Annotated in this window: 21 protein-coding genes; 14 read left to right on the top strand and 7 right to left on the bottom strand. The window is 68.5% G+C overall.

All coding sequences use genetic code 11. The features are described from left to right. The first annotated feature begins 199 nt into the window (after window positions 1-199). The 5 genes from ASE31_RS07240 (at window position 200) to ASE31_RS07220 (ending at window position 6,467) form a co-directional block, all read left to right on the top strand. Window positions 200-802: a DUF2939 domain-containing protein gene (locus ASE31_RS07240; RefSeq protein ID WP_057200887.1), complete on the top strand. Its 603-nt coding sequence runs from the start codon at window positions 200-202 to the stop codon at window positions 800-802. A 117-nt stretch (window positions 803-919) separates the two neighbouring features. Continuing rightward, window positions 920-1,675 carry a TetR/AcrR family transcriptional regulator gene (locus ASE31_RS07235; protein WP_082604061.1) on the top strand — a complete coding sequence of 252 codons (756 nt, stop codon included), beginning with the start codon at window positions 920-922 and terminating at the stop codon, window positions 1,673-1,675. Window positions 1,676-1,777: 102 nt separating this feature from the next. Further along, window positions 1,778-2,989, top strand: coding sequence for an efflux RND transporter periplasmic adaptor subunit (locus ASE31_RS07230; RefSeq protein WP_057200885.1), 1,212 nt, complete (start codon window positions 1,778-1,780; stop codon window positions 2,987-2,989). Window positions 2,990-3,006: 17 nt separating this feature from the next. Continuing rightward, complete coding sequence (locus ASE31_RS07225; protein WP_082604064.1) at window positions 3,007-5,025, top strand: MacB family efflux pump subunit; 2,019 nt, start codon at window positions 3,007-3,009, stop codon at window positions 5,023-5,025. 23 nt (window positions 5,026-5,048) lie between these two features. Continuing rightward, the gene (locus tag ASE31_RS07220) at window positions 5,049-6,467 is read left to right on the top strand and encodes an efflux transporter outer membrane subunit (RefSeq protein WP_235514328.1); all 1,419 of its coding nucleotides are present in this window, start codon (window positions 5,049-5,051) and stop codon (window positions 6,465-6,467) included. Here the strand turns inward: ASE31_RS07220 and ASE31_RS07215 are convergent. Beyond that, window positions 6,464-6,874 (bottom strand): GFA family protein, encoded by a 411-nt coding sequence (locus ASE31_RS07215; RefSeq protein ID WP_057200884.1) that lies wholly within the window; start codon window positions 6,872-6,874, stop codon window positions 6,464-6,466. The two genes, ASE31_RS07220 and ASE31_RS07215, sit on opposite strands and share 4 nt — an antisense overlap. 266 nt (window positions 6,875-7,140) lie before the next feature. On the opposite strand from ASE31_RS07215, the gene ASE31_RS07210 reads away from it, so the two are divergent. Next, the gene (locus ASE31_RS07210; protein ID WP_157412385.1) at window positions 7,141-7,488 is read left to right on the top strand and encodes a hypothetical protein; all 348 of its coding nucleotides are present in this window, start codon (window positions 7,141-7,143) and stop codon (window positions 7,486-7,488) included. A gap of 157 nt (window positions 7,489-7,645) precedes the next feature. Here ASE31_RS07210 and ASE31_RS07205 read toward each other — a convergent pair whose 3' ends face one another. Both ASE31_RS07205 and ASE31_RS07200 read right to left on the bottom strand, forming a co-directional pair. After that, a complete protein-coding gene (locus tag ASE31_RS07205; protein ID WP_057200882.1) occupies window positions 7,646-8,005 on the bottom strand; it encodes a hypothetical protein in 360 nt (119 codons plus the stop codon). 101 nt (window positions 8,006-8,106) lie between these two features. Further along, window positions 8,107-8,316: a DUF3606 domain-containing protein gene (locus ASE31_RS07200; RefSeq protein WP_057200881.1), complete on the bottom strand. Its 210-nt coding sequence runs from the start codon at window positions 8,314-8,316 to the stop codon at window positions 8,107-8,109. 160 nt (window positions 8,317-8,476) lie between these two features. On the opposite strand from ASE31_RS07200, the gene ASE31_RS07195 reads away from it, so the two are divergent. Continuing rightward, window positions 8,477-9,079: a hypothetical protein gene (locus ASE31_RS07195; RefSeq protein WP_057200880.1), complete on the top strand. Its 603-nt coding sequence runs from the start codon at window positions 8,477-8,479 to the stop codon at window positions 9,077-9,079. A 368-nt stretch (window positions 9,080-9,447) separates the two neighbouring features. Here the strand turns inward: ASE31_RS07195 and ASE31_RS07185 are convergent, their stop codons facing one another. After that, entirely contained in the window at window positions 9,448-9,846 is a 399-nt protein-coding gene (locus tag ASE31_RS07185; RefSeq protein ID WP_157412384.1) for a hypothetical protein, read from the bottom strand. Window positions 9,847-10,228: 382 nt separating this feature from the next. On the opposite strand from ASE31_RS07185, the gene ASE31_RS07180 reads away from it, so the two are divergent. Together ASE31_RS07180 and ASE31_RS07175 are read left to right on the top strand one after the other, a co-directional pair. After that, the gene (locus tag ASE31_RS07180) at window positions 10,229-10,621 is read left to right on the top strand and encodes an Imm10 family immunity protein (RefSeq protein ID WP_057200877.1); all 393 of its coding nucleotides are present in this window, start codon (window positions 10,229-10,231) and stop codon (window positions 10,619-10,621) included. 35 nt (window positions 10,622-10,656) lie between these two features. Next, complete coding sequence (locus tag ASE31_RS07175; RefSeq protein ID WP_057200876.1) at window positions 10,657-11,097, top strand: UPF0158 family protein; 441 nt, start codon at window positions 10,657-10,659, stop codon at window positions 11,095-11,097. A 25-nt stretch (window positions 11,098-11,122) separates the two neighbouring features. On the opposite strand, the gene ASE31_RS07170 is transcribed toward ASE31_RS07175, so the two are convergent. From ASE31_RS07170 to ASE31_RS07160, 3 genes are all read right to left on the bottom strand, one after another. Continuing rightward, window positions 11,123-11,764 (bottom strand): hypothetical protein, encoded by a 642-nt coding sequence (locus ASE31_RS07170; RefSeq protein WP_057200875.1) that lies wholly within the window; start codon window positions 11,762-11,764, stop codon window positions 11,123-11,125. A gap of 55 nt (window positions 11,765-11,819) precedes the next feature. Beyond that, a complete protein-coding gene (locus tag ASE31_RS07165; RefSeq protein ID WP_057200874.1) occupies window positions 11,820-12,431 on the bottom strand; it encodes a hypothetical protein in 612 nt (203 codons plus the stop codon). A gap of 123 nt (window positions 12,432-12,554) precedes the next feature. Continuing rightward, window positions 12,555-13,331, bottom strand: coding sequence for an IclR family transcriptional regulator (locus tag ASE31_RS07160; RefSeq protein ID WP_235514327.1), 777 nt, complete (start codon window positions 13,329-13,331; stop codon window positions 12,555-12,557). A gap of 88 nt (window positions 13,332-13,419) precedes the next feature. Here ASE31_RS07160 and ASE31_RS07155 point away from each other — a divergent pair, with 88 nt between their 5' ends. Genes ASE31_RS07155 through ASE31_RS07135 form a run of 5 tightly spaced genes read left to right on the top strand, consistent with a single transcriptional unit; the run spans window position 13,420 to window position 19,666 of the window. Continuing rightward, window positions 13,420-14,220 (top strand): enoyl-CoA hydratase, encoded by an 801-nt coding sequence (locus ASE31_RS07155; RefSeq protein WP_057200872.1) that lies wholly within the window; start codon window positions 13,420-13,422, stop codon window positions 14,218-14,220. Further along, entirely contained in the window at window positions 14,217-16,337 is a 2,121-nt protein-coding gene (locus ASE31_RS07150) for an acetate--CoA ligase family protein (RefSeq protein ID WP_057200871.1), read from the top strand. Before ASE31_RS07155 ends, ASE31_RS07150 begins: the two co-directional genes overlap by 4 nt. Window positions 16,338-16,366: 29 nt before the next feature. Further along, window positions 16,367-17,347 (top strand): tripartite tricarboxylate transporter substrate binding protein, encoded by a 981-nt coding sequence (locus tag ASE31_RS07145; protein WP_057200870.1) that lies wholly within the window; start codon window positions 16,367-16,369, stop codon window positions 17,345-17,347. Between the two features lie 4 nt (window positions 17,348-17,351). Next, entirely contained in the window at window positions 17,352-18,509 is a 1,158-nt protein-coding gene (locus ASE31_RS07140) for an acyl-CoA dehydrogenase family protein (RefSeq protein ID WP_057200869.1), read from the top strand. After that, window positions 18,509-19,666: an acyl-CoA dehydrogenase family protein gene (locus ASE31_RS07135; protein ID WP_057200868.1), complete on the top strand. Its 1,158-nt coding sequence runs from the start codon at window positions 18,509-18,511 to the stop codon at window positions 19,664-19,666. Before ASE31_RS07140 ends, ASE31_RS07135 begins: the two co-directional genes overlap by 1 nt. Window positions 19,667-19,851 lie beyond the last annotated feature (185 nt).

Genomic DNA, 19,851 nt, shown 5'->3' with positions numbered 1-19,851 from the left:
TTCTTTTGACGAAGCAAAAGAAGGTAGGTGCGCCGCCGGGCGCACACCCCGGCCTCCGCCCTCCATGCAGGCATGCAGCCGGCACGAACAACGAACGTGCCTAGTCCTGAAAGCAAGCCGCAGAACACGTAAACCCCCATACCCCACCGCGCGTTGAAACCAGGGGCCAACCAACAACGAAACCGAGGGACCAACCAACATGACCGCAACGACGAACGCGACAAGCAGCAGCAAGAAAAAAGTCCTGGCCGTCGCAGCCGCCGCCGCCGTGGCAGCCGGCGCTGCCATCTACGCCTCCCCCTACTGGGCCCTGCACTCCCTGTCCAACGCCGTGCGCGACAAGGACGCGGCCAGGGTGTCCGAGTACGTGGACTTCGTGCTGCTGCGCGACTCGGTCAAGGAGCTGCTGACCGCGCGCATGGACGCCGAGATGAAGACCCGCGGTGTGCCGGCCGACAACGTCTTCGCCAACCTGGCGCAGACCTTCGTGAAGAGCATGCTCACGCAGGCCGTCGACGCCATGGTCTCCCCATCGGGCGTGGTGAGGCTGCTGCACGGCAGTCCTGCGGGTGGGGCGCCGGTGGCCGCACCGCCATCCTCCACGGGCGGTGGTGGCGCTGAGCGCACCAACGGCAGCAACCAGTACAAGCCGCGCTTTCATGTGAGCTACCGCGACTACTCGACCGTGCACGTGAGCTCCGAGGGGCGCGAGGTGGGCTTCGTCTTCCACCGCTATGGCCTGCTGTCGTGGAAGATGGTGGCCATCGACGGGACACTGCTGGACAAGCCCGGGGCGGACTGACGACGGCCATGGGGTGCCGCCCCGCCCGGTCGCCATGTCCCCGCGCACCCCTCAACCCCGTGCCTTCAGAGGTCTTGCTGGCCGAGCTGTCATTTACTGCCAATAGAATGGCGGTAAATGACATTCTCCAGATCCGAAGCTTCCCGCATGATGGTCGCCCGCACAGCCGCCCGGCTGTTCGCCGGCCAGGGCGTGGCTGCCACCAGCGGCGGCGACATTGCTGCAGCGGCCGGTATCTCGGAGCGCACGGTGTGGCGGTACTTTCGCAACAAGGAGAGCTGTGTCGAGCCCCTGTTCGCGCAGACCTGGCAACGCTTTGCGCGCGAGCTGCGCTGCTGGCCGCGCCACCTGGCACTGGAGCCCCACCTGGCCGACCAGTTCGCGCTGGACCGGCACACGCCCGAGGAGATTGCGGACATGGTGCTGGTGGTGCGGCTGATTGCCGCGCTGCCTGATGAGCCCGACCTGCGCTCCATCTGGCTGCATTCGTACCACGATGGCGAAGGGGAGATGGCGGCCCTCATCGGCGACCGGCTGGGCCGTTCGCACCATGATTTCGAGGTGCGCCTGTGCGCTGCCGCGGTGATGGGCGCCGTGCGCACGGTGGACGAGGCCATCAGCCGCGCCGCGGTGTGCGATGGCCAGGCCTTCACCACGGAGCAGGTGGTCGCGCAGATGGCGCGGGCCATCCGCGCGGTGAGCAACCTGCCGTTCTGCGACCCGGTGGCGGCAAGGCCGTTCGGCGATGCCGCCGTGCCGCCATCCCGCAAGAAACTACCGGCACAGGCACCGGCACCGGTGCCACGCAAGGCAGCGGCCCCCAAGGCAAAAGAAAAAGCCCCCGCTGCAGCTGCCAGGCGCACACCGAGGTGAGTGCGCAGACAACCCGCTGAACAGGCGCCTGGCCAGCCGATCAACGGCTGACCGGCTTCCCTGTCACCCCTCATTTTTCCGAACAGCCTTCAACTTTCTCCCATGCCCATTTCCAAGAAAACACCCTTGCGCATCGGCCTTGCCGTGCTGGCGCTGGCCGCTGCCGGCGCTGTTGTGAAGTGGCAGTTCTTCCCTGCCAAGCCGGCCAACAGCTTCATCACCGCCACAGCCGCCACCGGCGACCTGGAGGACACGGTGCTGGCCAGCGGCACCTTGCAGGCCTTCAAGCAGGTGAGCGTGGGCGCGCAGGTGTCGGGGCAGATCAAGTCGCTGAAGGTGGCGCTGGGCGACAACGTGAAGGCCGGCCAACTGGTGGCCGAGATCGACTCCCTGACGCAGCAGAACACGGTGCGCAATTCCGAGGCGGCGCTGGCCACGGCGCAGGCCAACCTGCGTGCGCGCCAGGCCTCGCTGTCGCAGGTGGAGCTGGCCTACAAGCGCCAGCAGCAGCTGCGCGCGGCCGATGCCGGCCCCCAGGCCGACCTGGAGGCTGCCGAGGCCACCTGGCGCACCACGCTGGCCGACATCGACGCCCTGAAGGCGCAGATGCAGCAGGCGGCCATTGCCGCCGACACGGCCAAGGTGAACCTGGGCTACACGCGCATCGTCGCGCCCATCGACGGCCAGGTGGTGGCCCTGGTCGCGCAGGAGGGGCAGACCGTGAACGCCAACCAGGCCGCGCCCACCATCATCAAGCTGGCCAAGGTGGACACCATGACCGTCAAGGCCCAGATCTCCGAGGCCGACGTGACCCGCGTCAAGCCCGGGCAGAAGGTGTACTTCACCATCCTGGGCGAGCCTGACCAGCGCTACCAAGCCACGCTGCGCGCGGTGGAGCCCGCGCCCGATTCCATCGCCAACGAGTCGTCCCAGTCCAGCGCCGCTGCCACCAGCAACGCCACGGCCACCGCCATCTACTACAACGGGCTGTTCGACGCGCCCAACCCCGACGGCAAGCTGCGCATCTCCATGACGGCGCAGGTCTACATCGTGCGGGCCGAGGCCAAGGGCGTGGTCACCATCCCGTCGGCCGCGCTGGGTGCGCGCAACGCCGACGGCACCACCACCGTGCGCGTGGTCGACGCCGAGGGCAACGCCGCGCCGAGGCAGGTGAAGATCGGCCTGAACAACAACGTCAACGCCCAGGTCACCGAGGGCCTGGCCGCTGGCGAAAAGGTGGTGCTGGGCGATGGCGCCAGCGCCCCATCGGCCACCAACCCGGGCCGCATGCGCGGCGGCCCGCCACGGCAGTGAGCGGGGTGATGCAGGCCATGCAGGGCAAGGCACACGACACCAGCGCGGTGGCAGAAACAACAGCAACAGCAGCACCGCAGCCCCTGCTCGACCTGCGCGGCGTGACGCGCGAGTTCCCGGCCGGCGATCAGGTGTTGGCCGTGCTCAAGGACGTGAACCTGACCATCCACGCCGGCGAGATGGTGGCCATCGTCGGGCAGTCGGGCTCGGGCAAGTCCACGCTGATGAACATTCTGGGTTGTCTGGACACGCCCACGCGCGGCAGCTACCGCGTGGACGGGCGCGAGACCGGGCAACTGGCGCCCGACGAGCTGGCCGAGCTGCGGCGCGAGCACTTCGGCTTCATCTTTCAGCGCTACCACCTGCTGTCGGACCTCACGGCACAGGGCAATGTGGAGGTGCCGGCCGTGTACGCGGGCCGCACACGCGCGCAGCGGCACGATCGCTCGGCCGCGCTGCTGGCGCGCCTGGGCATGGCCGACCGCATGCACCACACACCGGGCAAGCTCTCGGGTGGGCAGCAGCAGCGCGTCTCCATCGCCCGCGCGCTGATGAACGGCGGCCGCGTGATCCTGGCCGATGAGCCCACCGGCGCGCTGGACACGCACTCCGGCGCCGAGGTGATGAAGATCCTGGAAGAGCTGCACGCCGAGGGCCACACCATCATCATTGTCACGCACGACATGGGCGTGGCTGCGCACGCGCAGCGCGTGATCGAAATCCGCGACGGTGCCATCGTGGGCGACACGCGGCGCGAGGGTGCGCCTACGCCCGGCACCGGCGCCGGCCGGCCCTCCAGCCGCGCTCCCACAGGGCTTGTTGCGCGGCTGTCGGCCTTTGGCGACCGCTTTCGCGAGGCCTTCCACATGGCGCTCTTGGCCATGAACGCGCACCGGCTGCGCACCTTCCTGACCATGCTGGGCATCGTCATCGGTATCGCCTCGGTGGTGTCGGTGGTGGCGCTGGGCGCGGGCACGCAAAAGAAGGTGCTGGCTGACATCAGCGCCATCGGCACCAACACCATCGAGGTGTTCTCGGGCTCGGGCTTCGGCGACGTGCGCTCTGCCGCCGTGCGCACCCTGGTGCCGGCCGATGCCGACGCCCTGGCCGCCCAGCCGTATGTGGACAGCGTCACGCCCAACCTCAACGCCGCGGCGCGGCTGCGCTGGCGCAACGTGGAGCTGACCGGCACGGTCAACGGCGTGGGCGAGCAGTACTTTCGCGTGAAGGCGGTGAAGCTGGCGCAGGGCACGGTGTTTGACGCCAGCGCCGTGCAGGAGCGCCAGCAGGTCGCGGTGATCGACGACAACACCCGCGCCAAGCTGTTCCCCAACCTGCCCAATCCGGTGGGCGAGGTGGTGCTGCTGGGCAGCGTGCCGGTGCGCGTGATCGGCGTGGCCGCCAAGAGCGACAACGCCTTCGGCAACAGCGAGGCGCTGAATGTGTGGGTGCCCTACACCACGGCCATGGGCCGCATCGTGGGGCAGAACTACCTGCGCAGCATCACCGTGCGCGTGGCCGACACCGCCCCCATGGCCGCGGCGGAGCAGGGCATCAATCAGCTGCTCAAGACACGCCACGGCCGCGAGGACTTTTATGTGCTGAACACCGACAGCATCCGCCAGACCATCGAGACCACCACGCAGACGCTGACCCTGCTGGTCGCGTCCATCGCCGTCATCTCGCTCATGGTGGGCGGCATCGGGGTGATGAACATCATGCTCGTGTCGGTGACCGAGCGCACCCGCGAGATCGGCGTGCGCATGGCCGTGGGCGCGCGCCAGGGCGACATCCAGCAGCAGTTCCTCATCGAGGCGGTGCTGGTGTGCCTGCTGGGCGGTGGCCTGGGCATCGCCATCGCGCTGGGCCTGGGCGCGTTGATCACCAGCGTGGCGCCGGTCGTGCCGCTGGCGTTCTCCGTGAGCTCCATGGTGTGGGCGTTCGCCTGTTCCACGCTGATCGGCGTGGTCTTCGGCTTCCTGCCGGCGCGCAGCGCGGCGCGCCTCAACCCCATCGATGCGCTTGCACGCGACTGATGAACATGAAGGACCGACTGCACGTGACGACCATCAAAAACTACTCCTTCGCCCTGGTTCCCCTGGCGCTGGCCCTGCTGCTGGCTGGCTGCGCCGGCACGCGCACGGCCTACCAGGCGCCGGGTGCCACCGTGCCTGCCGCCTGGCAGCAGCAACAGCCTTCGGCGTCAGCCACTGCCCAACTGCCCGACCAGTGGTGGCGCCAGTTCGGCGACCCCGCGCTGAGCCAGGTGGTCGAATCCGCCCTGGCCCGCAACAACGACCTGGCCGCCGCCGCGCTGCGCGTACGCCAGGCGCAGCTGCAGGCCGGCATTGCCGCCACGGCGCTGGCCCCCACGGTGGCGGGGCGCCTGTCCAGCAGTGCATCGCGCCGGCTCGAAGGCGGCAGCAACGCCACGGCGCGCAGCAGCGGCGCATCGCTGTCGGCCAGCTACGAGGTGGACCTGTGGGGCCGCGTGGCCAGCACGCGCGATGCGGCCGAATGGGCCGCCCGCGCCAGTGCCGAGGACCGCGAGGCCGCCGCCCAGGCCCTGGCCGGCACGGCCGCAGGGCTGTACTGGCAACTGGCCTACCTGAACCAGCGCGTGGGCAGCGGCGGCGACAGCCTGGCCTATGCCCTGCGCACGCAGGAACTGGTGCGCGCGCAGTACGACGCGGGCGCGGTGTCGGCGCTGGAGCTGCGCGAGGCCGAGCAGACGGTGGCCAGCCAGCGCGCCGCCCTGGCCCAGCTGGAGCAGCAGCGCGTGGAAACGCGCAACGCCATCGCCGTGCTGATGAACGCGCCCCCCGGCGCCACCACGCTGGCCGAGGTGCTGCCCGCCGAGCCCCAGCGCCTGCCCGAAGCCGCCTTGCCCGCCGTGGCCGCAGGCGCCCCCGCCGAGCTGCTGGCCCGCCGCCCCGACCTGCGCGCCGCCGAGGCCCGCCTGCGCAATGTGCTGGCCAGCGGCGACGCCACCCGCGCCAGCTACTACCCCGCGCTCAGCCTCACGGGCGAGCTGGGCACGTCGAGCACCTCGCTGCTGCGCCTGCTCTCCAACCCCGTGGCCAGCCTGGGCGCGGGCCTGAGCCTGCCCTTTTTGCGTGCACAGGAGATGAAGCTTTCGGGCCAACTGGCCACTGCACAGTACGAGGAGGCGGTCACCAACTTCCGCCAGGCCTTGTACACCGCCTTCGCCGACGTGGAGAACGCCCTCTCGGCCCGCACCCAGCTGCTGCGCCAGGGCGAACAACTGGCCCTGCAACTGACCGCCGCCCGCGAGGCCGAGCGCCTGTACGAGGTGCGCTACCGCGCCGGCTCCACGGGCCTGCGCACCTGGCTGGACGCGCAGCAGCGGCGCCGCACGGCGGAGCTGGCGGTAGAGGAGAACCGTCTGGCGCAGCTCAATGCGCTGGCGGTGGTGTACCGGGTGTTGGGGGGTGGGGTGGGGCCGGCAGTGCCCTAGCCTGGCTGCCCCGGAAAGCTTTCCACCTTTTCCGAGAACGCCACCCACGCGCGGCGCCGCTGCGTCCATATCTGCCGCTGGGGCGTGCCCAGCTCGTCCCGCTGTTTGAGTACCCCGGTGCGCAGCGAATAGGCCGTCGGCGCTTGCTCCGCGCAGGCATACAGGGGCGTGCCGCAGTGTTCGCAGAAGGCCAGCAGCCGCCGGGCGCCGCTGTCTGCCGTCTTCACATAGGTGCGGGGCGTGCCCTGCAGCAGCCGAAAGCTGGCCGCAGGCGCGGAAATGTTGGCGCGGAAGGCAGAGCCCGAGTGGATCTGGCAGTCCGTGCAGTGGCAGATGGTCATGCTGCCCGGCTGAACCTCGGCTTCGTACGCGATGGCGCCGCAATGGCATTGGCCTTGAACTTTCACGGGGGTTCTCCTTGTGGGCTGGCCATTTTGCCCCGGCCGTGCGCTTGCATGGCCACCTGCGCCGCCGGATAGTTCCCCGCTGATTCAGGCAAAAAAGCCGGTTTCCACGGCCTTGCACCCGCCACTGGGGCTGGCCTGCCTGGCTGAAAATACCGGTGTCAGTCTGCGTGCCAGATCCTTGCCAGCCCGCCAACCACGGTACGCCGACCTTTGTGAATGACGCAAGCTGCGGGCACCCGATCACACCATCTGCTGGAAACATGCCCGTGCGCCGCCTTGCCCTGACCCTCGCCTTCATCGTCTGGAACGCCCTGGGGGCCGTGGCCCACGCCGGCGACCGCTGCCGGGGCGACTGCCAGGGCGCGGGGCTGGCAGTGCTGATCCTCATGCCCCTGCCCATCATCTTTGCCTACTTCTGGGGCCGCAGGACGGATGGGCCCGACCTGGGCCAGATCCTGGCCTACGTGATCCAGGGCGGTGTCGTCGGCTTGTGCGTGGCGTATGCGCTGCTGGGCCTGGGGGCGCCGCGCTGGGGTGCGTGGATGGCGATCGGCCTCGCCGTGTACGCCATTTTCGCGGCGCGCATTCACCCCCGGCGGCATGTGAAGGCCTAGTGTCCCGAGTTAGAAATTCGTTGAATAAATCTACCGACAATCCCCGCCATGCGTCGTTGCAAATGCTCGGCATGCTCCCAGCATGGCTGTGCTTTGCGCCTAACCTGGCAGCGATTTCGGCAGAATTCTCTCGTCAACGAACTTCCAACTCGGGACACTAGCGTTCGGGCTTGCCGGCCAGCAACGAGCGCTCCAGTTCTGCCTCCAACTGGTCCAGCGCCAAGCGCGTCTCGCTGCCTTCGATCCAGGCCACTTCACGTTCGCAATCCACCCAGGCCGCCAGGCTTGGGCGTGGTTGGTCTCCCGGGTACTTGCGCAGGGCGATGCGCACTTGGCTGCCTGTCCAAGTGGAGCCATCTGCGGACCAGGAAGAGGCCACAGGTTTGAAGAGCACCCGGTCGCTGTTCAGGTCGCGCACCTGCGGGGTCAACACCCAGTGGGAGTTGCGCGCCTCCCAAGGGTCGACCTGGAGCGCGAACCGTCCGTCTGCCGAAGTCGATTGGTGCTCGTATGCCACTGGGCGTTCTCCTTGCGTTGCTGTGCCATGGGCCGATTCTGGCCGATGGCCATGCCAGCAGGCCCGCCGGGCAGCGCAGGGAGCGGAAGCGGCGGCTGGCGTCAGGTGGCGGCTGCCACCCATTGCCACGGCCCCTTGCCGCCGTACAGGTAGTTGCGCACGGCCTGCGCGGAGTTGCCGACGGCGGACATGGCTTCCAGGAGGTCGGCTTCCGAGCAATCAAGCGATTGCATCCATTCGGCCAAGCCGCTCTCCCGCGTGGCGATGATGGGGTGGGGATCAGCGAGGGCGATTGTCTGGCGGCGTGGCATGGCGGCTCCTTCATGGGGGGAGGGGATACGCATCTCGGGGGCTGGTGGTGAATGGTCGCGAACGACGCGGCCCGGCCTCGTAGGAAAAGCACCCGTTCGGGTTACGGCAGCGGGCAATTTCTGGCTTGTTCGGTGCGCGTCCGCGTGCTTTGATCAACCGATGGCCAAGTACGACAACGGGCAAGAAGCGCCGCCACCCACCAAGCCCACCCGGCGGCTGGTAGCGCTGGCCGCACTGGCGGTTGGATGCGGCCTGCTGGCAGGCTGCGGTGCCTTGCCCGGGCGCGGCGTGCACCCGGTGCACGAAGGTCCCCTGGAGGCCTTGCGCCTGCCGATGGAGTTCCACGGCGAAAAGGTATGGCCCCATGCCGAGTACGTGGCGCGCACCGAGGCCCAGTGGGAGCAGGCGTGGAGCCAGGGGCGCAGTACCGACCCGCGCAACGAAGTGCGCCCGCGCGACGGCCGGCCCATGGTGGATTTCAGCCGCCACATGGTGATCGGCGTCTCGCGCGGCTACGGTGTCCAGTGCACCTACCTGGATATCCGTGATGTCGTCGAGCGGCCGGGCGAGATCGAGGTGCGGTTCGTGCACCTGTGGCCGTCGCGGGAAGAGCTCGATGAAGTGGAGCAGCAGATGATGGACAGGGCCAGCACCAACGCCTGTTTTGCCACGAGCGTCCTCCTCATCCGGTGGTACCTGCTGCCACAGAGTTCCAAGCGCGTGCGCTTCGTGCGCATCCGGGCCAGGGGGCCCGACGGCTGACGTGGTTGGCGGCCTCAGCCGGGCATCGGAATGACCACAGCCAGGGGCAGGGCAGGGGGCTCATCGCCCCAGCGCCAAATTCGGTCCAGGCTCGCGATGGCACTCCACCGTGTTCGCATTCACCCACTCGTAAGCCACCCCATGCCCGCACACGAACTGCGCGGCCATGTGCCGGCGCTGTTCCGCGCTGGGCTGTGGCGGCTGACCCACTACCGCCTGCTGCTCCAGGCGCTCGCGCCGCACTGCGTGCTGTGTGTCCTCGTGCATTGCCCACAGCAGCGTGCACCCGACCGCCAGTGCGCCGAGCACCAAAACGGCGTTGGCAGGCGTGACGGCGCGCCTGGGGCCCTGCATTTTCGGCCCTTCCATCACACGGCCTCGGTATGCGTTTCGGCCCAGGTGCGGGCCAGCACCTCGATGGCCTCGCGCGCGAGTGCATGGCCCTGCTGGGCGCAATTGACGAGGGCGTGCATGGCGCGGGTGTCGTTGTCGCGGTAGTCCATCGCAGACAGCAGGCGCGCGTAGTCGCCGCCACGCGCAAAGGCCAGGGTTTCGCGGTGGGCGGCGTCTTCGGCGGCGTACTGCGCGTCGGACGCTGCAGCGCGCGCTTCGTGGTGGTGGACCGCGTCGCGCACCGGGTCGTTGGCGCTGCGGCAGAACAGGGCCCTGTCCCTGTCCGTGCCCTTGTCCATCCCGGTGGTCGGCGGGGCGGCGAAAGGTGGGCGATACGGTGCGGCGGCGGTAGCAGGGTACAAGGCGGTTTGCATGGTGCGGTGCTCCCGGCAGAGGGGCAGCCCATTCGGTCTGTGACCGGATGGCATGGGACGGAGGGAGAGGAGAAGGCGGCAGCCCTTGGCGCGTGCGGACGGTGGATGGATGAATGAACGGATGAATGGATCAGATCGGTTGGCGCCGCAGTGCGCAGGGGCTGCCATGGGGTCTATTGTTTAGTTTTATCTAAACTCTGTCAAGATAAACTTAAACTGGAGTTTAGGGATTTCGCGACTATCCGTGCGCAGGCCGCAGAAAGCCCCAGCGCTGGCCTGCTTGGGCTCGGCTGTGGCGTATGTAGTGGGCGCCTGCAAAAGCCTGGTACCTGTGGGCCCTGTGGCTGCCGGGGTGTCCGGCTGAACAGTGGGAGGGGTGTTAATGCCCGCAGGCGTTGCCGCAGATGCTTTTGCTGCCGTGGAGGACGATGGGCTGCTCATCGTCACGCTCGGGGCGCCGTCCACCGAGGACGAGGATGCCTACCTGATGCTGCAGCACCAGGACGAATACGACGAACAGGACGTCGAGTTGGGCATGGACCAGCCCTACATCGAGTACTGCGGCCAAGGTTGGTCGTGGTACGGCCACATTCTGTCGTTCGACCTGCACCGAGACCATGTGAGGGTGCAGATGGATGCGCAGGCCGCCCAGGAGATGGACAATGAAGGCCTGCTCGAAGTGCGCTTTGACTTGGCCGATGCCCAGCTCCACGCGTTGCGCGTGGCGCTGCAGCGGACCTTTGCCGGGCGCACGTGCTTCCACGACAGGGCCTGACCGTCGCCTGACCTGTAGCCACCTTGGAGATTGCCATGACCACCCTGGTGCAGCTCTCTGAACTCATCGACGCCTTCCAGTGGAGCAGTGCCACGGGGCCGCTCGAGAACGCTGCCTTTGTCGACCGCATGACCGGAAAAATCTGGTGGGTCGGCGGGGACTGGGAAGACGAAGACGACCCGGTACCCGACGACCTGGAGGATGGGTCGCTGTACCTTGCCGTGCCGGACCCAGCGGGGTTGGGACTGGGACGGCGCCTGGCCTTGCGCTTCGCGGAGGAGCAGGCGCCGCAACTGGCCGAGCGGGTGTACCGCTGTTTCGAGCGGGCGGGCGCCTATGGCCGGTTCAAGCGTCTGCTGGAGGACCATGGCCTGCTGCAGGCCTGGTACGACTTCGAGGCCGCTGCCACCGAGCAGGCCTTGCGCGAATGGGCGGCCGAGAATGGATTCACGCTTGTGGAGGCGCGCCCACTGTGACGGGCGGCTGCGCCGTGGTCAACAGTCAGCGCTTGCCGATGCCGCGGTAGCGCAGCGTATCGATCGCCAGCGCAAAGCCGGGCTCCACGGCCTTGGCGGATTCGTCGGCCACCTGGGTCATGATGATGGCGGTGGTCTCGCCCAGGTTGGCCTTGAAGAAGCGCGCCTCGTGCGGCAGCTTCAGGCCCTGCAGGCTGATCTCGAAGCGCTGCGAGACGCCCTTGCTCTCCTGGCCTGCCACTTTGCGGGTGAGGGGCGCAGAGGCCACGGGGCCAAAGCGCAGTTGCTGCGCGACTGCGCTGGCATTTTTTGCGGATTCGGCGCGGTTCTTCGCCGTGTTGGCTGCGAAGGCCTCGATGTTCTGGTCCTTCAGGAAGGGGCTGAACATGAAGGTGACGACGGCCTCGTCGGGCCCTTCGAGGTCAATGCTGCGCAGGCGGGTTTCGTCCTGGGCGACCGAGTCCTCGGTCACCTTCCAGCCGGCGGGGTGCTCGAAGCTCACGCCGTCCTTGCTGTAGGTGGTGTTGGGCGCGGCCAGGGCGGGCTGGGCCAGGCCGGCCAGCAGCAGCGTCATCATCATCATCATCATGAGGCCTAGGGCTGCGGTGGTGACGCTGCGGCGTGTGGCTGCGCGGATGGTGGGGAGCGGGGTTGCGCAGAGGTGCATGGTGCGGTGCATGGGTGAGGGAGAAGAGGGGAGGTCGGGAAGGGGCAGGACCTGCCTACCGCTTGGCGCGGTAGCGCAGCGTGTCCATCACCAGGCCCAGGGCGGAGTCCACCTGCTTGGTATCTTCGGCCATGGATTGGGTCATGAGGTTGGCGCTGCTGGCATCGCCGAAGTCCATGGAGAAAAAGCGTGCCTCGAGCTGCACGGTTTCGCCCCCGGAGGTGTAGCCGAAGCGCTGCAGCACGCCCTTGATTTCCTTGCCGCCCACGCGCCGGGTGATGGCGCTGGAGGCCAGGCCCGTGGGGGTGATCTTGTCCGGGCCCTCCTTGGCCGCAGCGCCCTTGTCCATCTGCGCGCGGTGCTCAGCGGCGCGCGTGGCCAGGGTCTCGATGTTCTGGCCCGACAGGAAGGGGATGAACATCAGGCTGATGATCGCGTCGCCGGGGCCTTCGAGGTCGATGCTGCGCATGCCGGCGCCGTCTTTCTCGATCTCGTCGGTCATCACCTTCCAGGTGGCGGGGTGCTGGAAGCTGACACCGTTTTTGCTGTAGGCCTTGGGTGGTGCGGCCTGGGCGGGCAGGGCCAGCCATGCCAGGGCGGCGGCCAGGAGCAGGGCCAGGGCGCGCAGCAGGTTGTTGGTGGGCGGGTGCAGGGTGGGGGAGTGCATGGGGATGTGGAGTTTGCCGGGGGCGGGCTTGGTGGGCTGGGGGATTCTCGCATTCGTGGGGGGCTGTAGTCGGGGGGGCGATGCATGCCAGCGCTGCGGCAGTCGCAACCGGCAAGATCGCATTTATGGTCCCTTGTTACCCATTTGGGCCGTCTCGTTCAACATCTGGACAAGCATCTGCCCCAGTTCGTTACGACGAGAAGGCGTCATCCGCGGCTTGATGGCCGCGATGGAAATGGCCGCAAACGGCACGCCGCCCGGGTCTGGGATGGTGGCGCCCACGCCTGCCACTCCCTGCGTCACGGTGTCCACCATCTCGGCATAGCCCTGTTTCTGGGTCTTGGCCACCACCTTGCCAAAGCGCTCCGAGGTGAGACCCGCCGCATCGAAGGCAGGAGCGTGCTGGCTGCGGATGCGCGCGATGTCTTGCGCACCCGCGCTGGCCAACAAGGCCATGCCGCCCACGCCAATGCCCAGGGGCCGGATGTCGCCCACGCGCGTGCTGAAGATCTTGACCGGAAAAGCCCCATCCTCACGCTGCAGGCAGACCGTGTAGTCGCCCTGGCGCACCAGCAGGAACACGGTGTCTTCCGAAATGCGGGCCAGCCGGCGCATCAGGCCGCCGTAGGTGGCCACCAGCGGCGCCCGGCTCAGCGAGGCAAAACCCAGGCGCATCACCTCCAGGCCCAGGCTGTAGCGGCGCGTGAGTGGGTTGCGGTCGGCGAAGTGCTCCTCTACCAGGCAGGTCATGAGGCGGTGCGCGGTGGAGCGCTCAAGCCCCGTGGCCGCCACCACCTCGCTCACGGCCATGCCTTGCTCGTGGTGCTCGCCCAGCACCCGCAGGATCTGCAGGGCGCGGCGCATGTTCTGCGCCCCCGGGGTTTCCACAGGTTTGCTCACGATGTGGGATTGTTCTCGGTTGCTGTTTGTCATGTGGACATTGTTGCCGGACCATTGCTTCATTGCCAAGGACACACCCGCACACACCATGAACCCATCGCCCGAGCCCATCACCACCGAAACCCTGGGCGCCGTGCGCCGCATCTGGCTGAATCGGCCCGAGGCGCGAAACGCGCAGAGCCAGCAGATGCTGGAGGCCCTGGACCAGGCCTTCACCCAGGCCGAGAACGACCCCGACGTCCGCGTGGTGGTGCTGGCCGCCCGGGGCGGGCATTTCTCCGCCGGTCATGACCTCAAGCAGGCCCAGGCCGAACGCGCCGAGTTCACCGTGGAGCAGCGCTGGGCCTACGAGGAAAAGCATTACTACGGCTACTGCATGCGCATCTGGGACTTTCCCAAGCCCACGGTGGTGCAGGTGCAGGGTGCCTGCGTGGCGGCGGGCTTCATGCTTGCCAACATGTGCGACCTGGTGGTGGCGGCCGAAGACGCCTTCTTCTCCGACCCCGTCACGCACACCATGGGCGCTGCGGCCACCGAGGTGCTGATCCACCCTTGGGTGATGGGCTTGCGCCAGGCCAAGGAATTTCTGTTCACCGGCGCGCGCTGGAGCGCGCAGCAGGCACGCGAAGCGGGCTTTGTGAACCGCGTGGTGCCCACGGCAGAGCTGGAGGCGCAGACCCTGGCGCTGGCGCAGCGTATCGCCCAGGCGCCGCCATTTGCGCTGCGCGTGCTCAAGAAATCGCTCAACCGCTCGGTCGACGTGCGCGGCATGCGCGAGGCGTTGTCAGCCCACTTTGACCTGCACCAGCTCAGCCATGTGAGCGAAGAGTACCGCCAGACCAAGGAGGCGGGCCTGGCCAGCGCCATCGCCAAGGGGGCCCGCGCATGACGACGGGCCCGCACCTGCCACATCGCCTGCAACCCCTGCTGGCCCCGCGCTCCATCGCCCTGGTCGGCGCCAGCGACAACCCGGGCCGCATAGGCGGCATGCCGCTCGATCTGCTGCGCCACTTCGCCTTTGCGGGTGCGGTCTACCCGGTCAACCCCAAGTATGAAGAGGTGTTCGGCTATCGCTGCTACCCGGACATCGAATCCCTGCCCGAGGCCTGCGACCTGGTGGTGCTGGCCATCGCCGCCCCCGAGGTCACGGCCATGCTGGAGCGCTGCCACGCCCGGGGCATACCCGCTGCCATCGTCTACGCCGCCGGCTTTGCCGAGGCGGCGGGCGAGGGCCTAACCCTGCAGCGCACGCTGGAGGCGTTTGCGCAGCGCAGCGGCATGGTGGTGGCCGGCCCCAACTGCATGGGCTTTGCCAACCTGAACCTGCATGCCTACACGGCCTTCGCCTCGGTGTTCAAGAACGTGCCGCTGCAGACGGGGCCCGGGCGGGCCAGCATCGTCACGCAAAGCGGCAATGTCTGCTCGGCCGTGTTCGCGCTGGCGCGCCGCCTGGGGGTTCCGGTCAGCCACTTCATCAACACCGGCAACGAGGCCTGCGTGGAGTTTTCCGAATACCTGGAGTACCTGGCGCAGGACGACGCCACCGAGTGCGTGGTCGGCTATGTGGAGCAGTTGCGCAACGGGCCTCGCTTCATCGACGCCGCGCTGGCCTTCGCGCGCAAGCGCAAGCCGCTCATCCTGTACAAAGCGGGCGAGACGGACAAGGGCTCCGAGGCAGTGCGCTCGCACACCAGCGCGCTGGCCGGCGATCTGGCGCTGTACAAGGCGGCCTTCGAGCAGCTCAACGTGATCCGCGGCACGGACTTCGCCCAGATGGCCGACCTGGCCTACCTCAGCGGCTTTCGTGCACGCCAGGGCGGGCCGCGCGTGGCAATCGTCACCATGTCGGGGGCGCTCGGGGCCATCCTGGCCGACAAGTTCATCGGTGCGGGGCTGGAGGTGCCTACGCTCAGCGACGACCTGCAGCGTACCCTGCGCGAGGGCATCCCGGACTACGGCATGGTCTCCAACCCGGTGGACGTGACGGGCAACGTGGTCAACTCGCCGCAGTTCGTGCGCACCATCCTGGGGGCGCTGGCGCAGTCGGATCAGGTCGATACCGTCGTGGTCTATGCGCCGGGCTACCTGCTCGACCGCATGGCCGAGCCGCTGGTGGAGGTCTGTGGCCAGTGGAACAAGCTCGTCGTGGCCATTGACACCGGTGCCGCCACGTGCCGGGACCAGCTCGCACAGGCGGGCGTGCCGGTTTTCGACGACATCGGCCGCGCCACGCAGGCGCTGGCACCATTTTGCCAATGGCTGGCGCGCCATGAGGCGGTGGCCCGCTGGGCGGCGCTGCGCCAGGCGCAGGCGGTGGAGTCGGGCACGCCACCGGTGCTGCCCGCGGCGCTCAACGAGCATGCCACCAAGCTGCTGCTGGCGGGCTACGGTGTGCCGTCGCTGCAGGGCCTGCCGGCCCGGGATGCCGACGAGGCGGTGCACGCGGCAGGGCAACTGGGCTACCCCGTGGCCCTGAAGATCCTGAGCGCCGACATCGCCCACAAGACCGAGGTCGGCGGCGTGCGCCTGAACGTGGCCGACGCGCAGGCGTTGCGCAGGCACTGCGAGGACATGCTCGCCAATGTGCAGCGACACAGCCCCGCAGCGCGCATCGACGGCTTCCTCGTGCAGCCCATGGCCAGCGGCGGCGTGGCCGAGCTGATCGCAGGCATCACGCACGACCCGGTGTTCGGCCCCGCGCTCACTGTCGGCCTGGGCGGCGTGCTGACCGAGCTGTACCGCGACGCCAGCCATCGGCTGCTGCCCGTGGACGCTGCCATGGTGCAAACCATGCTGCGCGAGCTGCGCGCCTGGCCGCTGCTGGACGGCTTTCGTGGCCGTCCCCTGGCCGATGTGGCCGGTGCATGCGAAGGCATTGCGGCGCTGTCGCGCGCACAGGCCGCCCTGGGCCCACAGGTGCGGGAGATCGAGATCAACCCCCTGCAGGTGCGCGCGCAGGGACAGGGCGCTTTCGCGCTGGACGCGCTGGTCGTCGTCCAGGACTGACCGGACAGGCATTTCACAAGGAGACAAGCATGGCATCCCTCTTCACCAAGATCGCTTGCGCGCTGGCAGCAACCGCCGCGCTTGCGGCGACCGCCCCGGCCCTGGCGCAGGACGGCTACCCGAACAAGCCCATCCGCATGGTGCTGCCGTTCCCGCCGGGAGGCGTCACCGACCTGCTGGCGCGGGCGCTGGCCGACAAGCTCGGGCCGCGCCTGGGGCAGCCGGTGATCGTGGACAACAAGCCGGGCGCGGGCACGGTGCTGGCGTCCGATCTGGTGGCCAAGGCGCCGGCCGACGGCTACACCGTGCTGCTGGCCGCGTCCTCGCTGGGCACAGCGCCGCTGATCTTCAGCAAGGTCAACTACGACGCGATCAAAAGCTTCACGCCCGTGACCCAGGTCGCATCGGTGGTGCATGTGCTGGTGGTCAACCCGTCCCTGCCCGTGAAGTCGGTCAAGGACCTGGTCGAGTACGCACGCGCCCACCCGGGCAAGCTCAACTACAGCTCCACCGGGGCCGGCACCTCCACCCACCTGGAGGGCGAGCTGTTCAAGAGCATGGCCAATGTCTACATGGTGCACATACCGTACAAAGGCAGCGGGCCGGCGCTGACCGACCTGGTGGCCGGGGAGGTGAACGTGATGTTCGACGCGCTGGGTTCCTCCGGCCCCTTCATCAAGGCCGACAAGCTGCGCGTGCTGGCCGTGACCACCGCCAAGCGCTCCGAATCCATCCCCGAGCTGCCCACGGTGGCCGAATCCGGCGTGCCGGGCTACGAGGCCATGCCCTGGCTCGGCCTGGTGGCGCCGGCTGGAACGCCCGCGCCCGTAGTGGACCGGCTGCACCGCGAGATCGCCGCCATCCTCAAGGAGCCTGATGTCCGCGAGCGCTTCAAGGGCTGGGGGCTGGACATCATCGGCAACACGCCGGCCGAGTTCGCCAGCTTCATCCGCCGCGATGTGGACCAGTGGGCGCGCGTGATCAAGAAAGCCAGCATCAAGGCGGATTGATCCCATGCGCTTTGCGATCACCGAACAGCAGCAGCTGGTGCAGGACAGTGCCCTGCACTGGCTGCGCGAGAACTACGGCTTTCACCAGCGCGCGTCGGGCGTGCACCGCGAGGGGGGACACCCGCAGGCGTGGCAGGCCTTTGCCGAGCTGGGCTGGCTGGCCCTGCCCCTGGCAGAGGACGTGGGCGGCCTGGAGGGTGAAGCCCTCACGGTGGGCCTGCTGGCCCAGGCCCTGGGCGCACACCTCGTGGTGGAGCCCTACGTGGCCCAGGTGGCGCTGGCACTGCGGGCGCTGGACCGCTGCGCTACACCGGCGCAGCGTGCTGCCTGGCTGCCGGCCCTGGTGGCCGGGCACGAGCGCCTGGCCTGGGCCCATGCCGAGCCGGGCGACGCCACACCGTTTGCGCCGCGCGCCTGCACTGCGATGCGCCAAGGCGAGGGCTGGATGCTGCGCGGCATGAAGCAGGCCGTGCGCGGGGCCGGTGGCGCCGCGCACTGGCTCGTGTCCGCCAGTGGCGGTGATGGCGGGCCGCTGCTGTTGCGGGTGCCCGCCGGTCTGCCCGGTGTGCGCGTGGATGCCTATGAGACCAGCGACGGCGCGCTGGCGGCCGACCTGTACTTCGATACCGCATGGGTGCCGACAGAGTCCTTGGTCGGTGAACAGGGCGCCAGCGCCGCGCTCGACGAGGTGCTGGCGTTCGGCATGGTGGCAGCCTGCTGGCAGGCCACGGGCACCATGCAGGCGGCGCTGGCACAGACCCGGCGCTACACGGCCGATCGCCAGCAGTTCGGCCAGGCGCTGGCGCAGTTCCAGGTGGTGCAGCACCGCATCGCCGAGATGGCGGTGCTCTGCACAGAGGCACAGGCAGCCTGCGAGCTGGCCGCCATGCGCCTGGAGTTGGCCCGCGGTGAGGTCCTGCACGCAGTGGCTGCCGCCGTGCGCAGCAAGGTGGTGCGCGCGGCAGGCTTTGTGGCGCGCGAGTGCGTGCAACTGCACGGCGCCATGGGCGTGTGCGAGGAGTTGCCGATTGCGGCCAGCTTCCGCTGCCTGCTCGCCTTCGAGGCCGAGGACGGCAGCGCCGACACCCACGCCCGCTGGCTGGGGCGCCACGCCCTTGATTCCCAGCGCCATACCCACAGCCAGACACTGGGAGAGCATTGATGGATTTGGCATTGGACCCACTGGACCGGGCATTCCGCCAGGAGGTGCGCGACTTTCTGGCCACACACCTCACGCCCGAACTGCGCCTGGGGCAGGCGCGTACCACGGCCATGTACCCCGAGCCGCACATCTCCGGCCCCTGGCAGAAGCTGCTGCAGGCGCGCGGTTGGCTGGTGCCCCTGTGGCCGGTGGAGTGGGGCGGAACGGGTTGGTCGGCGCTGCAGCGCTTCATCTTCGAGACCGAGTGCGCGCTGGCCGGCGCCCCGCTGGTGCACCCCATGGGCGTGCGCCTGGTGGGTCCGGTGCTGCTGCGCTTTGGCACCGAGGCGCAAAAGCGCGAGCACCTGCCGCGCATCCTCTCAGGTCAGGACTACTGGTGCCAGGGCTTCTCGGAGCCCGGCGCGGGCTCTGACCTGGCCGCGCTGCAACTGCGCGCGGACCGCGACGGCGAGGACTACGTTCTTAACGGCACCAAGATTTGGACCACCCACGCTCACCATGCCAACCGCATGTTCGCGCTCGTGCGCACCAGCCGTGAGGGGCGGCGGCAGGAAGGCATTTCATTCCTGCTGATCGACATGGCCGCTGCGGGCATCAGCGTGCGGCCCATTGCCACCATCGGCGGCGACCACGATGTGAACGAGGTGCACTTCGACAGCGTCCGCGTGCCCGTGGCCCAGCGCGTGGGCGAGGAAAACGCGGGCTGGGAATGCGCCAAGTACCTGCTCGAATTCGAACGTGGGGCGGGCATCTTCAGCCCCCGGCTGCGCGCTCAGCTCAAGCGCGTGGCCAGCGTGCTGCCGGCGGCACCAGAAGAGGGCCCGCTGTGCCAGGCCTTCGGCGAACTCAATGCCGACCTCGATGCCTTCGAGTGGCTGGAGGTGCGCAGCATGGCGTCGCTGGCGCCGGGGGCCAGCCCCGGGCCAGTGGCGTCCATCCTGAAATTGCGCGCCAGCCGCCTCAAGCAGGCCATCGGTGCCCTGGGCGCCCAGGCTCTGGGGCGCAGCGGCCTGCGCTGGCACAGCGAGTCTGTGCTGGCCGGTGCTACAAGCCCCCAATGCAGCACGCTGGTGCCCGAGTACTGCAACAGCCGGGCCTTCACCATCTTTGGTGGTGCGGCGGAGATTCAGCTGGGGCTCATTGCACGGACTTTGTAGTTGCCAAGTCGCTGGCGAAGGGAATGGGATCTTGAGGGCCAGAGGCAAGCGTTACACGCTGAGCAATGCCCTGCATCGCCACCAGGTGGGCATCAGGCCAAAGCAGGGCAAGGACGGCTGCTTGAAGTGCTTTTTGCTCACCACCGCTGTCTATTGTTTGACCTGATAGACCTTTTGGCCGGGCC

The organism is Acidovorax sp. Root217 (assembly GCF_001428645.1).
Lineage (GTDB): Bacteria > Pseudomonadota > Gammaproteobacteria > Burkholderiales > Burkholderiaceae_C > Acidovorax.
The sequence above is the reverse complement of the archived record's forward strand: the minus strand, read 5'-3'. Positions and strand labels throughout refer to the sequence as shown.